15 protein-coding genes are annotated in these 14,849 nt (G+C 62.6%); 10 read left to right on the top strand and 5 right to left on the bottom strand.

What is annotated here, in order from left to right:
- Window positions 1–50 precede the first annotated feature (50 nt).
- The 8 genes from ABID19_RS27915 to ABID19_RS27880 all read left to right on the top strand — a co-directional run bounded on the left by ABID19_RS27915 (window position 51) and on the right by ABID19_RS27880 (window position 8,823).
- On the top strand, window positions 51–344 hold the full coding sequence (locus tag ABID19_RS27915) for a hypothetical protein (protein ID WP_354494115.1): 294 nt from the start codon (window positions 51–53) through the stop codon (window positions 342–344).
- 227 nt (window positions 345–571) lie between these two features.
- Window positions 572–661, top strand: coding sequence for a K(+)-transporting ATPase subunit F (gene kdpF / locus ABID19_RS27910; protein WP_081609884.1), 90 nt, complete (start codon window positions 572–574; stop codon window positions 659–661).
- A 34-nt stretch (window positions 662–695) separates the two neighbouring features.
- Window positions 696–2,399 carry a potassium-transporting ATPase subunit KdpA gene (kdpA, locus tag ABID19_RS27905; RefSeq protein ID WP_354494114.1) on the top strand — a complete coding sequence of 568 codons (1,704 nt, stop codon included), beginning with the start codon at window positions 696–698 and terminating at the stop codon, window positions 2,397–2,399.
- 53 nt (window positions 2,400–2,452) lie between these two features.
- The gene (locus tag ABID19_RS27900; RefSeq protein WP_354494113.1) at window positions 2,453–2,668 is read left to right on the top strand and encodes a hypothetical protein; all 216 of its coding nucleotides are present in this window, start codon (window positions 2,453–2,455) and stop codon (window positions 2,666–2,668) included.
- Window positions 2,665–4,758, top strand: a complete 2,094-nt coding sequence (gene kdpB / locus ABID19_RS27895) for a potassium-transporting ATPase subunit KdpB (protein WP_354494112.1) — start codon at window positions 2,665–2,667, stop codon at window positions 4,756–4,758. The genes ABID19_RS27900 and kdpB overlap by 4 nt, the downstream gene beginning before the upstream one ends.
- Before the next feature lie 12 nt (window positions 4,759–4,770).
- On the top strand, window positions 4,771–5,340 hold the full coding sequence (gene kdpC, locus ABID19_RS27890) for a potassium-transporting ATPase subunit KdpC (RefSeq protein WP_354494111.1): 570 nt from the start codon (window positions 4,771–4,773) through the stop codon (window positions 5,338–5,340).
- A gap of 52 nt (window positions 5,341–5,392) precedes the next feature.
- The gene (locus ABID19_RS27885; RefSeq protein WP_354494110.1) at window positions 5,393–8,134 is read left to right on the top strand and encodes a sensor histidine kinase KdpD; all 2,742 of its coding nucleotides are present in this window, start codon (window positions 5,393–5,395) and stop codon (window positions 8,132–8,134) included.
- Complete coding sequence (locus ABID19_RS27880; protein WP_354494109.1) at window positions 8,131–8,823, top strand: response regulator transcription factor; 693 nt, start codon at window positions 8,131–8,133, stop codon at window positions 8,821–8,823. The genes ABID19_RS27885 and ABID19_RS27880 overlap by 4 nt, the downstream gene beginning before the upstream one ends.
- Window positions 8,824–8,853: 30 nt before the next feature.
- On the opposite strand, the gene ABID19_RS27875 is transcribed toward ABID19_RS27880, so the two are convergent.
- A complete protein-coding gene (locus tag ABID19_RS27875; RefSeq protein WP_354494108.1) occupies window positions 8,854–9,435 on the bottom strand; it encodes an invasion associated locus B family protein in 582 nt (193 codons plus the stop codon).
- 396 nt (window positions 9,436–9,831) lie between these two features.
- Between ABID19_RS27875 and ABID19_RS27870 the strand changes: the two genes are divergently transcribed.
- Together ABID19_RS27870 and ABID19_RS27865 are read left to right on the top strand one after the other, a co-directional pair.
- Window positions 9,832–10,104 carry a hypothetical protein gene (locus ABID19_RS27870; RefSeq protein ID WP_354494107.1) on the top strand — a complete coding sequence of 91 codons (273 nt, stop codon included), beginning with the start codon at window positions 9,832–9,834 and terminating at the stop codon, window positions 10,102–10,104.
- 132 nt (window positions 10,105–10,236) lie between these two features.
- Window positions 10,237–10,746: an NUDIX hydrolase gene (locus ABID19_RS27865; protein ID WP_354494106.1), complete on the top strand. Its 510-nt coding sequence runs from the start codon at window positions 10,237–10,239 to the stop codon at window positions 10,744–10,746.
- Here ABID19_RS27865 and ABID19_RS27860 read toward each other — a convergent pair.
- Genes ABID19_RS27860 through ABID19_RS27845 form a run of 4 tightly spaced genes read right to left on the bottom strand, consistent with a single transcriptional unit; the run spans window position 10,722 to window position 14,834 of the window.
- Entirely contained in the window at window positions 10,722–11,573 is an 852-nt protein-coding gene (locus ABID19_RS27860; RefSeq protein WP_354494105.1) for a citryl-CoA lyase, read from the bottom strand. The two genes, ABID19_RS27865 and ABID19_RS27860, sit on opposite strands and share 25 nt — an antisense overlap.
- The gene (locus tag ABID19_RS27855; RefSeq protein WP_354494104.1) at window positions 11,570–12,754 is read right to left on the bottom strand and encodes a CaiB/BaiF CoA transferase family protein; all 1,185 of its coding nucleotides are present in this window, start codon (window positions 12,752–12,754) and stop codon (window positions 11,570–11,572) included. Before ABID19_RS27855 ends, ABID19_RS27860 begins: the two co-directional genes overlap by 4 nt.
- A gap of 15 nt (window positions 12,755–12,769) precedes the next feature.
- Window positions 12,770–14,293: a tripartite tricarboxylate transporter permease gene (locus ABID19_RS27850; RefSeq protein ID WP_354494103.1), complete on the bottom strand. Its 1,524-nt coding sequence runs from the start codon at window positions 14,291–14,293 to the stop codon at window positions 12,770–12,772.
- A gap of 4 nt (window positions 14,294–14,297) precedes the next feature.
- Window positions 14,298–14,834, bottom strand: coding sequence for a tripartite tricarboxylate transporter TctB family protein (locus tag ABID19_RS27845; RefSeq protein ID WP_354494102.1), 537 nt, complete (start codon window positions 14,832–14,834; stop codon window positions 14,298–14,300).
- Between the last annotated feature and the right edge of the window lie 15 nt (window positions 14,835–14,849).

Raw genomic sequence — 14,849 nt, 5'->3', positions numbered from 1 at the left:
GGCTGAGGCCGCTCATCGCGGCGCTGGAACTGGAAAGCAATCCAATTCCGGTGAAATACGCGCTGCATCTCGCGCTGGGGCTGAGCGCCGATATCCGCTTGCCGCTGCCTTCGGTGCAGCCGGAAACAGCCGGCGCCATTCGCGAGGCGATGCTGATACTTGCCGAGAACGACAGCAATGTCTTCCGCTCAAGACGGGCTGTCGTCGGCGCTGGATATTGGGGGCCGAACGCGCCCTATCGGACAGTCACTTCTAAGCCCGAAACGCGCTTCAGCAGTGTAAATCTTTATAGGAATTTTATTTCTTTTCTGTCCGGAACGTCTCGAATCTTTATGGTATTTTGATCCATATTCTGTCGAGAACATGCAACTCGGCCCAGATCACCATCACGGTCGGTGTCTCCATACTTTCGACATGCCGATCGCAGGTGTGCAAAGCAGAAGAAAATAAAACTGGAACAAGGAACATCCGCGATGGACATCATCGTTCTCGGAATTGGGGTTTTGTCTTTTGCCCTGTTCTTCGCCTACATCAAAGCTTGCGACAGTCTTTAGGCGGAAGGATCCCAAAAATGCTTGTCGACTATATCCTCGGTGGCGGCGTGACCTTGTTTCTTCTCGCCTACCTGACTTACGCCCTCGTTCGCCCAGAACGCTTCTGACAGCAACTGGCGCCAGGCACGGAAAGCTATGTCAATGACTCTCTACGGATGGCTACAGATCCTCGTCTATTGCGGCATCGTCGTTTTGCTCGTGAAGCCGCTCGGCGGCTACATGTATCGCGTTTTCAGCGGCGACCGCACATTCCTCTCGCCGATTCTGGCCCCCGTCGAGCGGAGCCTTTATCGCATCTCGGGAACCAGCGAGCGCGAGGAGCAGCACTGGACCTCCTATGCAGCGGCCTTGCTGTTCTTCAACCTGGCCGGCTTCCTGGTGCTTTACTTCCTGCAACGGCTGCAAGGCAGCCTGCCTTACAATCCCGCCGGCATGACCGCCGTCGAACCCGGGCTCGCCTTCAACACCGCCGCCAGCTTCATGACCAACACCAACTGGCAGAACTATGGCGGCGAAGGCACGATGTCCTATCTCGTGCAGATGGCCGGGCTCACCGTGCAGAACTTCCTGTCGGCTGCAACCGGTATCGCCATCGCGATCGCGCTGATCCGCGGCTTCACCAAGGCTTCTGGCAAATCGATCGGCAATTTCTGGGTCGACATGACCCGGTCCACCCTTTACCTGCTGTTGCCGCTCTGCATCGTGCTGACGCTGGTCTATGTCTATCTCGGCGTGCCGCAGACGCTCGGCGCCTACATCAGCGCAACCACGCTCGAAGGCGCACAGCAGACGATCGCAGTCGGCCCCGTCGCTTCGCAGATCGCCATCAAGATGCTCGGCACCAATGGCGGCGGCTTCTTCAACGCCAATGCCGCGCATCCGTTTGAAAATCCCGACGCGATCTCGAACCTGATCCAAATGGTTTCGATCTTCGCCATCGGTGCGGCGCTGACCAACGTCTTCGGCCGCATGAACGGCAACCAGCGCCAGGGTTGGGCGATCCTGACTGCGATGGGCGTCCTGTTCATCGCTGGCGTTGCCGTCTGCTACTGGGCGGAAGCATCGGGCAATCCGCTGGTTCACGTCCTGGGCATCGACGGCGGCAACATGGAAGGCAAGGAAATGCGTTTCGGCATCGCCTTGTCGGCGCTGTTTGCGGTCGTCACCACGGCCGCGTCCTGTGGCGCCGTCAATGCCATGCATGATAGCTTCACCGCACTTGGCGGCATGATCCCGATCATCAACATGCAACTCGGCGAGGTCATCGTCGGCGGCGTCGGCGCCGGCCTCTACGGCATCCTGATGTACATCGTGATCGCCGTCTTCGTCGCCGGACTGATGGTCGGACGCACGCCCGAATACCTCGGCAAGAAGATCGAGGCTAAGGAGATCAAGATGGCAATGCTGGCCATTCTCTGCCTGCCGCTGGCGATGCTGGTCTTCACCGCCATCGCGGTGGTGCTGCCGACAGGCGTCGCTTCCATGGCCAATGCCGGCCCGCACGGCTTCTCCGAGGTTCTCTATGCCTACACCTCGGCTGCCGCCAACAACGGCTCGGCCTTTGGCGGCCTGACCGGCAACACGCCCTGGTACAACATCACGCTCGGCATCGGCATGCTGATGGGCCGCTTCCTGGTCATCATCCCGGCTTTGGCAATTGCCGGTTCGCTGGTCGCCAAAAAGACGGTGCCCGCCTCCGCCGGCACCTTCCCGACCGACGGGACGTTGTTCGTCGGACTGCTGGTCGGCGTCATCCTGATCGTTGGCGGCCTCACCTTCTTCCCGGCTCTGGCGGTTGGGCCGATCGTCGAGCACCTGGCTGGCATCCACGGGCAGACATTCTGAAAACCGCCCCGCCTTGGATCCCCAGCTTGGATCCCCCACCTTGGATCAATGTCATGTCCTGGTTCGAAACCATACGTCGCAAGATTCGCCATCGGGCAGATCAGAAGGGCGAGGCAAACCCTCCGCCTTTCCCGACCCTGTCCACCTTCTTCGGCATTGCGGCAGTCATGTTCGTGATCTGGTTGCTGGCCTCCGGGCTTCCGCATCTGCTTTCGGCATACGATCGATCGGTGCCATCCAACAACATCGACACTGGAGCCACTAAATGAGCCAGTCCAAATCGGCTGTAATCATGGATGCCCGCATCCTGCTGCCTGCCATCGGCGGCGCCTTCAGGAAACTGAACCCGCGCACCTTGATGCGGAATCCGGTGATGTTCGTCGTCGCCGTCGTCTCGGCACTCACCACTGTCCTGTTTGCCAAGGATCTTGTCACTGGCGGCGGCGATCTCGGCTTCTCGCTGCAGATCATCATCTGGCTGTGGTTCACCGTGCTTTTCGCCAACTTCGCCGAAGCGGTCGCCGAAGGCCGAGGCAAGGCGCAGGCCGATTCGCTGCGCAAGGCGCGCACCGAAACCCAGGCCAAGCTATTGACCGGCGACGACCGCAGCAAGTTCAAGCTTGTGCCGGGCACAGGCCTGAAGGTCGGCGACGTGGTGCTCGTCGAGGCCGGCGACATCATCCCGTCGGACGGCGAGGTGATCGAAGGCGTCGCCTCGGTCAACGAGGCGGCGATAACAGGCGAATCCGCTCCGGTCATTCGCGAATCCGGCGGCGACCGCTCCGCGGTGACCGGCGGCACGCAGGTACTGTCCGACTGGATCCGCGTGCGCATCACCGCCGCCTCCGGCCATACGTTCCTCGACCGCATGATCTCGCTCGTCGAAGGCGCCGAGCGTCAGAAGACGCCCAACGAGATCGCGCTCAACATCCTGCTCGTCGGCATGACGCTGATCTTCGTGCTGGCAACAGCGACGATCCCGAGCTTCGCCTCCTATTCGGGCGGCTACATCTCGGTGACCGTCCTGGTCGCCCTGTTCGTGACCTTGATCCCGACGACGATCGGCGCGCTGCTTTCGGCCATCGGCATCGCCGGCATGGATCGTCTGGTGCGCTTCAACGTACTGGCCATGTCGGGCCGCGCCGTCGAGGCGGCGGGCGACGTCGACACGCTGCTGCTCGACAAGACCGGTACGATCACGCTCGGCAACCGCCAGGCGACGGCATTCCGCCCGGTCAAGGGCGTCACCGAACAGGAGCTGGCCGACGCGGCGCAGCTTGCCTCGCTTGCCGATGAAACGCCGGAAGGCCGCTCGATAGTCGTGCTGGCCAAGGAGAAATACGCCATCCGCGCCCGCGATATGGCAACACTGCATGCCACTTTCGTGCCCTTCACCGCGCAAACCCGCATGAGCGGCGTCGACATCGATGGCTCGTCGGTCCGCAAGGGCGCCGTCGATTCGGTGCTCGCCCACGTCAATCAGTCGACTGTCGCCACCCATGCTACGCGCCCCAGCAGCGACACCGTCCGCGACCTGCAGGCAATCGCCGACGACATCGCCAAATCCGGCGGCACGCCGCTGGCGGTCGAGCGCGACGGACGCCTGCTCGGCGTCGTCCATCTCAAGGACATCGTCAAGGGCGGCATCAGGGAACGGTTCGCCGAACTGCGCAAGATGGGCATCCGAACGGTGATGATCACCGGCGACAATCCGATGACGGCGGCGGCGATCGCAGCGGAAGCCGGCGTCGACGACTTCCTTGCCCAGGCGACGCCCGAGGACAAGCTGAAGCTGATCCGCGACGAACAGGCCAAGGGCAAGCTCGTCGCCATGTGCGGCGACGGCACCAATGATGCGCCCGCCCTTGCTCAGGCCGATGTCGGCGTTGCCATGAACACCGGCACGGTCGCCGCGCGCGAAGCCGGCAACATGGTCGACCTCGATAGCGATCCGACCAAGCTGATCGAGATCGTTGAAATCGGCAAGGCGCTGCTGATGACTCGCGGCTCGCTGACGACCTTCTCGATCGCCAACGACGTGGCCAAGTACTTCGCCATCATCCCGGCCATCTTCGCCGTCTTCTACATCGCGCCGGGGCAGACATCAGGCCCTCTGCAGGCGCTCAACATCATGCATCTGGCAACGCCGCAGAGCGCCATTCTCTCGGCCATCATCTTCAACGCGCTGATTATCATCGCGCTGATCCCGCTGTCGCTCAGAGGCGTCAAATATCGCGCGATCGGCGCCGGGGCGCTGCTCAGCCGCAACCTTCTTGTCTATGGCCTCGGCGGTATCATCGTCCCCTTCGTCGGCATCAAGGCGATCGACATGGCCATCACCGCGCTTGGCCTCGCATAAGGAATTACGTCCATGCTCAAGCAAATCAGACCCGCGATCATCATGATCGTTTTATTCACCGTGCTAACCGGCCTGATCTACCCGATCGGCATGACCGGCATTGCTCAGGCTGTGTTCCCGCGCCAGGCCAATGGCAGTCTGATCGAGAAAGACGGCAAGGTCATCGGCTCCGAACTGATCGGCCAGCCCTTTGCCGGCGACCGCTATTTTCATGGCCGCCCATCGGCCGCCGGCGACGGCTACAATGCCAGCGCATCGAGCGGTTCGAATCTCGGCCCGACCAATCCCAAGCTGATCGACCGCATCAAGGGCGATACCGACAGGCTGAAGGCGGAAAATCCGGACCAGCCGGTGCCGATGGATCTGGTCACGACTTCAGGCAGCGGCCTCGATCCGCATATCAGCCCCGAAGCCGCCTATTTCCAGGTCGCCAGGGTGGCCAAGGCCAGGGGGATGGATGAAGCCGGGATCAAATCCCTGGTCGACAGCCATGTCGAGAACCGCGAGCTCGGTTTCATGGGAGAGCCGGTGGTCAATGTGCTGGCGCTCAACTTGGCGCTCGACGAGGCGACCAAGCAATGAATGGCAGGCCGGGGATCGACACCACCTCCGGCGCCATTCATGATCGATTCTGATGCCGGACGACAGCCGCAACGAAACCAGACCATCACCCGACGCACTGCTTGATCATGCGGAACGGGAGGCGCGCGGTCGCCTGCGGATATTTCTGGGCGCAGCGCCCGGTGTCGGCAAGACCTACGAGATGCTGATGTCAGGCCGTGCAAGATTGGCCGACGGGGTGGACGTTGTGATCGGCGTCGTCGAAACGCACGGCCGCAAGGAAACCCAAGCGCTGGTCGACGGCTATGAGGTGATTCCGCGGCGCCAGGTCGACTACAAAGGGCGCATCCTCGAAGAGATGGATATCGATGCCATTCTGGCCCGGCGCCCGGCGCTGGTCCTCGTCGACGAGCTCGCCCATACCAACGCGCCGGGCAGCCGCCATCCCAAGCGTTATCTCGACGTCCAGGAAATCCTGACGCACGGCATCGACGTCTATACGACGCTCAACATCCAGCATGTCGAAAGCCTGAACGACGTCGTCGCCCAGATCACGCGCGTCAGGGTGCGTGAGACGGTTCCAGACTCCATCATCGACCATGCCGACGACATCGAGATCATCGATCTCACGCCCGACGACCTGATCAAGCGGCTCGAGGAAGGCAAGGTCTATTTCCCGCAGACCGCCCAGCGCGCCATCGAGAACTATTTCTCGCCGGGCAATCTGACGGCGCTCAGGGAGCTGGCGCTCCGCCGCACTGCTCAGCGCGTCGACGAGCAGTTGCTGATCCACATGCAGGCCCACGCGATACCGGGGCCCTGGGCGGCCAGCGAACGTGTCCTGGTCTGGGTCGACGAGGATCCGCGCAGCGCATCCCTAGTGCGCTATGCTCGCCGCCAGGCCGACCGACTTCGCGCATCATGGCTGGCGCTCTACGTCGAAACGCCTCGTTCCCTGTCCGAGCAGGATCGCGACAGGCTCGCATCGACGCTTCGCCTCGCCGAACAATTGGGCGGCGTTGCCGTCACCATACCCGGTCAGGACGTCGCCGCCGACATCCTGCGCTACGCGGCGGCAAACAACGTCACCCACATCATAACGGGCAAGCCGCGCAAGCCGCGCTGGCGGCAGTTGTTCGACGGTTCCGTCACCTATGATCTGATACGCGACGCCGGCAAGATTAGCGTTCACGTCGTCTCCGGCGACGACCAAACACAAGTCCAGCCGGCACGAGGTGTCACCCCGGCGCGAGCGGCGCGTTTCGACGTCAAGCCCTATTTGATCGTCACCGCTTACGTTGTCGCAGGGTTGCTTTTCGGGCTGCTGTTGTCGCGCGTGCTCGACGTGCGCAACATCGCCCTTGTCTTCCTGATGGGAGTGCTGGTGTCCGCCGTCACGGCGGGCCTGTGGCCGGCGATATTCGCTTCCGTTCTCAGCGCCATGGCCTTCAACTTCTTCTTTCTCGATCCGCTGTACACGTTGAACATCAGCGATCCGGAAAGCGCCGTCGCGCTCGGCTTCTTCTTCTGCGTGGCAGTCATTGCCAGCAATCTGACGGCGCGGGTGCAGCGCCAGGCCGTGGCGGCACAGTCCCGCGCCCGCACAACCGAGGATCTATATCTGTTCTCGAAGAAGCTGGCCGGAACAGGCACGCTCGATGACGTTCTCTGGGCGACCGCCTTCCAGATCGCCTCGATGCTGAAGCTTCGTGTGGTGCTGCTTCTGCCCGAAAACGGCACGATTACGGTCAAGGCCGGCTATCCGCCCGACGACACTCTGGCCGAAGCCGACATCGCCGCGGCACTCTGGGCTTGGGAGCACAACCGGGCTGCGGGACGCGGCGCCGACACGCTGCCCGGAGCAAGACGCCTGTATCTGCCGTTGCGGACCGGGCGCACCGCCGTTGGGGTCGTTGGCCTCGACAACGACAAGCAAGGACCGCTGCTGACGCCCGAACAGCAGCGGCTGCTCGATGCCCTCACCGACCAGGCGGCGGTGGCCATCGAACGCATCCAGCTTGTCGCCGACGTCGACCGGGCCAAGCTTGCTGCGGAGGCGGACCGCCTGCGCTCGGCGCTGCTGACCTCGATTTCCCACGACCTGAAAACGCCGCTTGCAGCGATCATGGGCGCTGCCGGCACGCTCAGGGAATTCGCACCGGCACTTCCCGAACCGGATCGTGCGGACCTGCTGTCGACCGTGCTCGACGAATCGGAGCGGCTGAACCGCTTCATCGCCAACCTGCTCGACATGACCAAGATCGAATCCGGGGCGATGGAGCCGAACTACGCCTTTCACTATGTCGGCGATATTGTCGGTTCCGCACTGCACCGGGCCAGGAAAATTATCGGCGAACATAAGACCGATATAGATATTCCCGCCGACCTGCCAATGCTGAGGCTTGACCCTGTTTTGTTTGAGCAGGTGCTGTTCAACCTCCTCGACAATGCCGCGAAGTATGCGCCGTCCGGTTCGACGATCCGCCTGCAGGGCTGGCTCGACAACGGCTTCGTCACCCTGCAGATCATGGATGAAGGGCCGGGCATTCCGCCGGCCGATCTGGAGCGCGTTTTCGACACGTTCTACCGGGTGCGCAAAGGCGATCAGGTCCGTGCCGGCACCGGGCTTGGACTTTCGATCTGCCGCGGCTTCATCGAAGCGATGGGCGGGACGATTTCGGCGGCCAACAGGACCGACCATTCTGGTGCGGTTTTTACCATCAGAATGCCGGTGCCGACGGAATTGCCGACTGTGGACGACCCCAACGGCGAGGACCAAGATGTTGGCGCCCCCGACATGGATGACTTGCCATGACCAATCTGGACGTCAGGATATTGGTCGTCGATGACGAGCCGCCGATCCGCAAGCTGCTTCGCGTCGGCCTTGGCAGCCAGGGCTATTCGATCAGTGAGGCGCCCAACGCCAAAACCGCGATCGAACTCATGGAGACTGAAAAGCCGGACCTGGTCCTGCTCGATCTCGGCCTGCCCGGCATGGGCGGTCACGAATTGCTGCGCAAGTGGCGGGATGACGGCTTCGACATTCCCGTGGTCATCCTTTCCAGCCGCACCGATGAGGCCGGCATCGTCTCGGCACTTGAACTCGGCGCCGACGACTATGTCACCAAGCCGTTCGGCATGAACGAGCTCGTCGCGCGCATCCGCGTGGCGCTTCGTCACAAATTACAGCAACAGGGCGAGAAGCCGGTTTTCCATACTGGCGATCTCACGGTCGATCTGGTGAAGCGCATCGTCACCGTCGAGGGCAGGGAGATAAAGCTTTCGCCGAAGGAATATGATATCCTCCGCACCCTCGTGCAGCACGCCGGCAGGGTTCTTACCCACCAGTTTCTGCTGAAGCAGGTCTGGGGCGATTCGACCGACGTGCAGTATCTCAGGGTCTATGTGCGGCAGCTCAGGCAAAAGATCGAGAAGACGCCCGACCAGCCGCGCTACATCACCACCGAAACCGGCGTTGGATACCGCCTGCGCGAAATCGACTGAGCGGCGCCATGACTGTAGGGGATTTAGGTCTCAATCGGCCGAGAGCTCCGCGGTTCGGGCAAGCGCACCACTGAAGCCGGCTAATGAGATGGAAAAGCTGACCGGCTGACCGCTATCCGCCGTAACCGCATTGATCTTCAGCGTCGTGGCATCCTTGAGCAGAGGCGTGATTTTCGCATCGAACGCCACCGGCACCAGGCAGCCGACGACTTGGCAGGTGCTGAATTGCAAAGTATCCTCGAGCTTCTTGTCGTCGACTTCGAGATTTATGCCCTTGGCCAATGCCAGCCCGAACGGCAGTGCCAAGGTGCCATTGGCTTGTTCAGCGGTCCTGGTCGCCAATTCTATCGCCAAAAGGCGCTGGCCGCCCTGCTTGTTGAACTGCTGATGCGACAGGCTGCATGCCTTGCTCGTGCCGGCGATCTTGCAATTGACCGTCCAGTCGCCATGGGTTTCGGACAAGGCCGACGCGCCACCGGGCAGTTGCGGCGGCTTGGCCGCATCAACCGACCCCACGTTGTCGGTCTTAGTCTGCGCCAATGCCAGCGCGGCCGGAAGGCCGACGACGAAAGCGGTGCACAGCACGCCCGCGAAATACGTCCGCTTTCCCATGATGACCCTCTGCCCTCCACCTCAAGCCAGCTAGAAGCTGACCTTGAGGGACACGCTGACCGCGTTCTGTTTTACTGTTCCCCGAAGTCGCCATTGTACCTGACGGCCTTGCCGACGCCATTCACGCATTGAGTTCGAGACCGGCACCGACGCGATAGAGCGGCGAATCGACCTTTTCTGTCAAGTGCAGCGTTGGATTGCCGGGGCAGGTCTTCCATGGCCGCGAAACGGCCCGGCATATATGGGTCGACGGAATTTGAGTTCCGGTAACCGGTCAATCCCGCCCCGGCGAGGCTTTAACCATGGCATAGCCGGGCAAATGCCCTATATGATTGCAAGGTTTCTGTTTCGTGCGGGAATGAATGGATGTCGCCGCTTCGCCTCTCGACGATCTTGATGTCGGCAATGCTGGTAACAGCAATGCTGTCAGGCTCGGCTGTCGCCGCGCAGATCGTCAGTCCTGCCAACCGCAACAACGCGCTGGTCCGGCAAAACGAATTGCAGATGCTTGAGAACAGGCTGCGGCGGCAGCAATATCAGCAGCAGCAGCAGCAGTTCCGTGCTCAGGATCGGGAGATCGCGCCGTCGCAGCGGCCTGATGTGCAGCAGATGAGGCCTACTTGCCAGTTGCAGCGGTCGGGCAGCCGCTATATCAGCACCTGCCGCTGATGAGCCGGCGCTTTCATTTATTTAGCCGACTTATATGCTTGAACGCCGCTGTTCTTGAAGTAGGATCGAAGGCGGTTTTGATTTCGCAACGTGCCTTTGCGCTTGGGCACTGCCCTGATTGGATCGTCGGGAATGGCAGCCACCAAGAAGAAGGTCGTACGCAAGGCAAGGAAGGGGGAGCGGGTCCGTCAGGTCGCGGCTATTCCTTTTCGGCTGAGCGAGCATGGTGACGTCGAGGTGATGCTGGTCACCTCGATATCGACAAGGCGCTTTATCGTACCCAAGGGCTGGCCGATGAAGGGCAAGAGCGGGCGCAAGGCAGCCACCATCGAAGCGCAGGAGGAAGCCGGCGTCCTCGGCAAGACGCTGAAGCAGCCGGCCGGCACCTATTCCTACTGGAAGCGGCTGACGAACCGGTTCGTCCGCGTCGACGTCACCGTCTATCTGCTGGCGGTGACCGAGGAGCTGGCCAACTGGCAGGAAGCCAACAGGCGGCAACGGGCATGGCTGACGCCGGAAGACGCAGCAGTGCTTATCGACGAGCCCGAGCTGTCAACGCTGCTGAAGAACTTGAAGGTTTCCCAAACTGCGCCCGCTAGCGAGCTTGAACCAGGGCCTCATTTGGAATCGTCGTCTCCCTGAGGAAAAGGCCGCACCGGCGTGCCGGTATAGGCCCACAACCATTCGCGCGGCAGCGGCCCCTTGTTGCGGTCGCTCTGCTGCGACTGCTCCCACGCATGCGCCAATATGCCGACCGATCGCGACAACACGAAGAGGCCGCGCGTCAGCGGCGGCGGAAAGCCGAGCTCGCCATAGATGACGGCGGTGGCGCCGTCGATGTTGAGCGGGATCTTCTTTCCCTTGCGCCGTGCAACCTCGTCCTCGACAGCTTCGGCGATGTCGGCGAAACGTCCGCTGACGACGCCGCGCGCGGCAAAATCGCGGGTTAGCTCGATGAGGCGCGGCGCCCGCGGATCGACCGGGTGGAAGCGGTGCCCGAACCCCGGCACATAGGATTTTTCCTCGGCGAAGAAACGATCCAGTCGCGTCGCTACGGCATCGGCGAGCGCCGCCCCTGCGTCCAATGCAACGGCAATCTCACCATAGAAGGCAAGCGCCTGCTCGCCGGCGCCGCCATGCACATCGCCAAGCACGTTGATGGCCGAGGCCATGGCGCTGTTGATGCCGACGCCGCAGGTGGCCGCCATGCGGGCGATGGCGATCGACGGCGCCTGCGGCCCGTGGTCGACGGCCGCACCGAGCGCGATGCCGAGCAGCGCCGCCTGCTCCTCGCCAGGCAGTTCGCCACGCAGCATCAGCCAGATCATCGCCGGAAAGCTGACGCGGCCGATCAGGTCCTGGATCTCATAGCCGCGCAGCCGGATCACGCCGGGGCGCATTTCGATGATATCGGTCTGCCACCATTCCTCGCCCCGCTCGCGGCCGTTTTTTTTCCCAACGTGGCTCATGCCTGCGCTCTCTTTTTTGCCCGGGGCGGCAGGCTGGCGAATACCTCGTCCATATGTTCGCCCAATCTTGGCGGCGGCTTGGTCGGCAAGGGTGCGGTGCCATCGACCATGAACCCGCCGCGCACGACGGTCAGCGGTCGGTCGATGTTTGGCATGCCATCGAAACGAGTGGTCATGTCGCGTTCGATCACTTGCTGCTCGGCCAGTATCTGCGGGATCGTCAGCACCCTGCCCGCCGGCACGCCTGCCCGATTGAGCGTCTCCTCCCAGGTCGCGGCCGAGCCACTCGCCAGGGCGTCCTCGATCAGCGCCTTCAAGGCGATGCGATTGCGCTTGCGCGTTTCGCGCTCGGCAAAGCGCGGGTCCGACGCCAGGCCGGGCAGCCCGATCAACCGGCAAAGCGTGACGAACTGCTCCTGCTTGTTGGCGGCGATGTTGAGCAGACCGTCGCCTGTGCGAAACGTTCCGGAAGGTGCAGCCGTCATGTTCTCATTGCCCATCGGCTGCGGCTCGACGTCGGCAGTGAGATAGTTGGAAACCGGCCAACCCAACGCAGAGAGCGTGCATTCGAGCATCGACACGTCGAGGAAGGCGCCCTCGCTTGTCGTCTTCTGCTTCACAAGTGCCGCAGTGATGGCAAACGCCCCGACCAGCCCGCCCAGCGTGTCGGCGACGGGATAGCCGACACGCAACGGCGCCGTCTCCGGCGTGCCGGTGATGCTCATGATGCCGGACAGGCCCTGGATGATCTGGTCGTAGGCCGGATTGTCGCGCATCGGCCCCGTCTGGCCGAAGCCCGAAATCGCGCAATAGACAAGGCTGGGGCGGACCTCCTTCAGCCTCGCATAGCCGAGCCCCAGCCTATCCATCACCCCTGGTCGAAAATTCTCGACCAGCGCGTCGGCGGAGGCGACCAGATCGAGGAAGCGTTCGCGATCGGCCTCTTTCTTAAGATTGAGCACCACCGATCGTTTGCCGGCGTTCTGCGCCAGGAACGAAGCGCCCATGCCGGTGCTGTTGAGTTCCGGCGAGCCGCCGAGCTGGCGTGCCAGATCGCCGCCCTGCGGCGCTTCGACCTTGATCACGTCGGCCCCGAGCAGCGCCAGCTGATAGGCGCAGTAGGGGCCGGCCAGGACATTGGTCAGGTCGAGGACGCGGATACCGGACAGCAGATCGGTCATGATGTCACAAACAGATCAGGCATCGCCCGGCACATGCTCCGGCCCACGCGTGCGCCTGCGCTCGATGTAGGTCCAGATATGCGGCCCAATCAGCCCGATGAACGCCAGCGTCAGCAGCGTCAGCGACAGCTTGTGCGTGTAGAACACCGACCAGTCGCCATTCGAGATCGTCATCGCCCGGCGGAACTGCGTTTCGGCGAGCGGCCCCAGGATCATGCCGATGATGACCGGCGCCGTCGGGAAATCGAAGCGCCGCATCAGGAAGCCAGCAGCACCCAGCAGGTAGAGGATGACGAGATCGGTCGGCGACTGCGAAATGCCGTAAGTGCCGACTGTGGCAAACACCAGGATGCCGGCATAGAGCTGCGGCGCCGGGATTTTCAGCAGCCGCACCCACAATCCGATCAGCGGCAGGTTGAGGATGACGAGGATGACATTGGCGATGAACAGGCTGGCGATCAGCCCCCAGACCAGATTGGCCTGCGTCATGAACAGCATCGGCCCGGGATTGATGCCATAGCTCTGGAAGGCCGACAGCATGATCGCGGCCGTCGCCGAGGTTGGCAGGCCGAGCGTCAGCATCGGCACCAGCACGCCGGCGGCCGACGCGTTGTTGGCGGCTTCGGGACCGGCAACGCCTTCGATGGCGCCGACCGTGCCGAACTCCTCCTTGTGTTTGGACAACTTCTTCTCGATCGCATAGGACAGGAAGGTCGGGATCTCGGCGCCGCCGGCCGGCAGGGCGCCGATCGGGAAGCCGAGCAGGGCACCGCGCAGCCAGGCCTTCCACGAGCGTGCCCATTCGGCCGCCGTCATGTAGAGCGATCCCCTCAGCGGCACGATCTCGTCCTTGCCGGCATAGCGGCGCGAGGCCATGTAGAGCGTCTCGCCGACCGCAAAGAGGCCGACGGCAACCACGATCACATCGACGCCGTCGAGCAATTGGCTCATGCCGAAGGTGAAGCGCGGCTGGCCGGTCTGCAGGTCGACGCCGATCATGCCGATGACGAAGCCGGCAAACAGGCTGGTCAGCCCGCGCACCGATGACGAGCCGAGCACCGCCGAAACCGTGATGAAGGCCAAAACCATCAGCGAAAAATATTCGGCCGGGCCGAAAGACAGCGCGAATTTGACCACTACCGGAGCCAGGAAGGCGACCCCCAATGTGCCGAGCGTGCCGGCGACGAAGGAACCGATCGCCGAGGTGGCAAGTGCAGCGCCGCCACGGCCGGAACGGGCCATCCTGTTGCCTTCCAGCGCAGTGACGATGGTAGCACTTTCGCCCGGCGTATTGAGCAGGATCGATGTCGTCGAACCGCCATACATGGCGCCGTAATAGATGCCGGCAAACAGGATGAAGGACGCTTCCGGCGCCACTTGATAGGTGATCGGCAAAAGCAGCGCGATGGTCAGCGCAGGTCCGAGGCCGGGCAGCACGCCAATCGCCGTCCCCAGCGTTGTGCCGAGCAGGCACCACATGAGGTTGACCGGCGTAAAAGCGACCGAAAATCCATGCGCGAGATGGCCAAGCGTTTCCATGGTTTCAGGCCCTCAACATACGGATAATCGAATCGAGGACCGTGTTCAGCTGGTTCTCGATGACGCCGGCGCCGATATTGACGCCGAGCGCCCTGGCGAAGCCGAAATAGGCGGCGAGCGCCAGGACAAGACCGAGCAGCACGTCACGCAGCGGATGTCTGCTGCCGAACCCGTGGCAGATGAGAACGAACATGATCACCGAGGCCGCGGTGAAGCCAAGCGGCTGGATCAGCACAAGATTCGCGACCAATCCGGTGGCGACGATACCCATCGCCTTCCAGTCGGTCGGCGTTTCCTTTTCTTCCTCCGGCTGCCAGCCGCCCCGCAGGGCGGCGGCGATCAGCAGGAGGGAAAGGACTATCATGCCGACCATGGTGATGTAGGGGAAGACGGTCGGGCCGACCTTGGAGTAGAGCGGCGACACCGGAATCGACAGTGTCTGCCAGGCTACCGCGCCGGCGCAGGCGAGAAGCCCGATGCCGATCAGCAATTCGGGCACGGCAAGGCGCGGCCGCGCCGCCTGCTGGTCGCTGGTGCTCATGATCGTCCTCCCTCA

It is taken from the genome of Mesorhizobium robiniae (assembly GCF_040545535.1).
GTDB classification, from domain to species: domain Bacteria; phylum Pseudomonadota; class Alphaproteobacteria; order Rhizobiales; family Rhizobiaceae; genus Mesorhizobium; species Mesorhizobium robiniae.
Note: the sequence above shows the minus strand (reverse complement) of the source record. Positions and strands in the feature narration are given on the sequence as shown.

Bases quoted from the DNA above. Each gene is read 5' to 3' on its own strand.
- ABID19_RS27880 (WP_354494109.1), top strand. From the start codon at position 8,131: ATGACCAATCTGGACGTCAGGATATTGGTCGTCGATGACGAGCCGCCG.
- ABID19_RS27885 (WP_354494110.1), top strand. From the start codon at position 5,393: ATGCCGGACGACAGCCGCAACGAAACCAGACCATCACCCGACGCACTG.
- kdpF (WP_081609884.1), top strand. From the start codon at position 572: ATGCTTGTCGACTATATCCTCGGTGGCGGCGTGACCTTGTTTCTTCTC.
- kdpB (WP_354494112.1), top strand. From the start codon at position 2,665: ATGAGCCAGTCCAAATCGGCTGTAATCATGGATGCCCGCATCCTGCTG.
- ABID19_RS27845 (WP_354494102.1), bottom strand. From the start codon at position 14,834: ATGAGCACCAGCGACCAGCAGGCGGCGCGGCCGCGCCTTGCCGTGCCC.
- ABID19_RS27870 (WP_354494107.1), top strand. From the start codon at position 9,832: ATGTCGGCAATGCTGGTAACAGCAATGCTGTCAGGCTCGGCTGTCGCC.
- ABID19_RS27875 (WP_354494108.1), bottom strand. From the start codon at position 9,435: ATGGGAAAGCGGACGTATTTCGCGGGCGTGCTGTGCACCGCTTTCGTC.
- ABID19_RS27855 (WP_354494104.1), bottom strand. From the start codon at position 12,754: ATGACCGATCTGCTGTCCGGTATCCGCGTCCTCGACCTGACCAATGTC.
- ABID19_RS27865 (WP_354494106.1), top strand. From the start codon at position 10,237: ATGGCAGCCACCAAGAAGAAGGTCGTACGCAAGGCAAGGAAGGGGGAG.
- ABID19_RS27860 (WP_354494105.1), bottom strand. From the start codon at position 11,573: ATGAGCCACGTTGGGAAAAAAAACGGCCGCGAGCGGGGCGAGGAATGG.
- ABID19_RS27850 (WP_354494103.1), bottom strand. From the start codon at position 14,293: ATGGAAACGCTTGGCCATCTCGCGCATGGATTTTCGGTCGCTTTTACG.
- kdpC (WP_354494111.1), top strand. From the start codon at position 4,771: ATGCTCAAGCAAATCAGACCCGCGATCATCATGATCGTTTTATTCACC.
- kdpA (WP_354494114.1), top strand. From the start codon at position 696: ATGACTCTCTACGGATGGCTACAGATCCTCGTCTATTGCGGCATCGTC.
- ABID19_RS27900 (WP_354494113.1), top strand. From the start codon at position 2,453: ATGTCCTGGTTCGAAACCATACGTCGCAAGATTCGCCATCGGGCAGAT.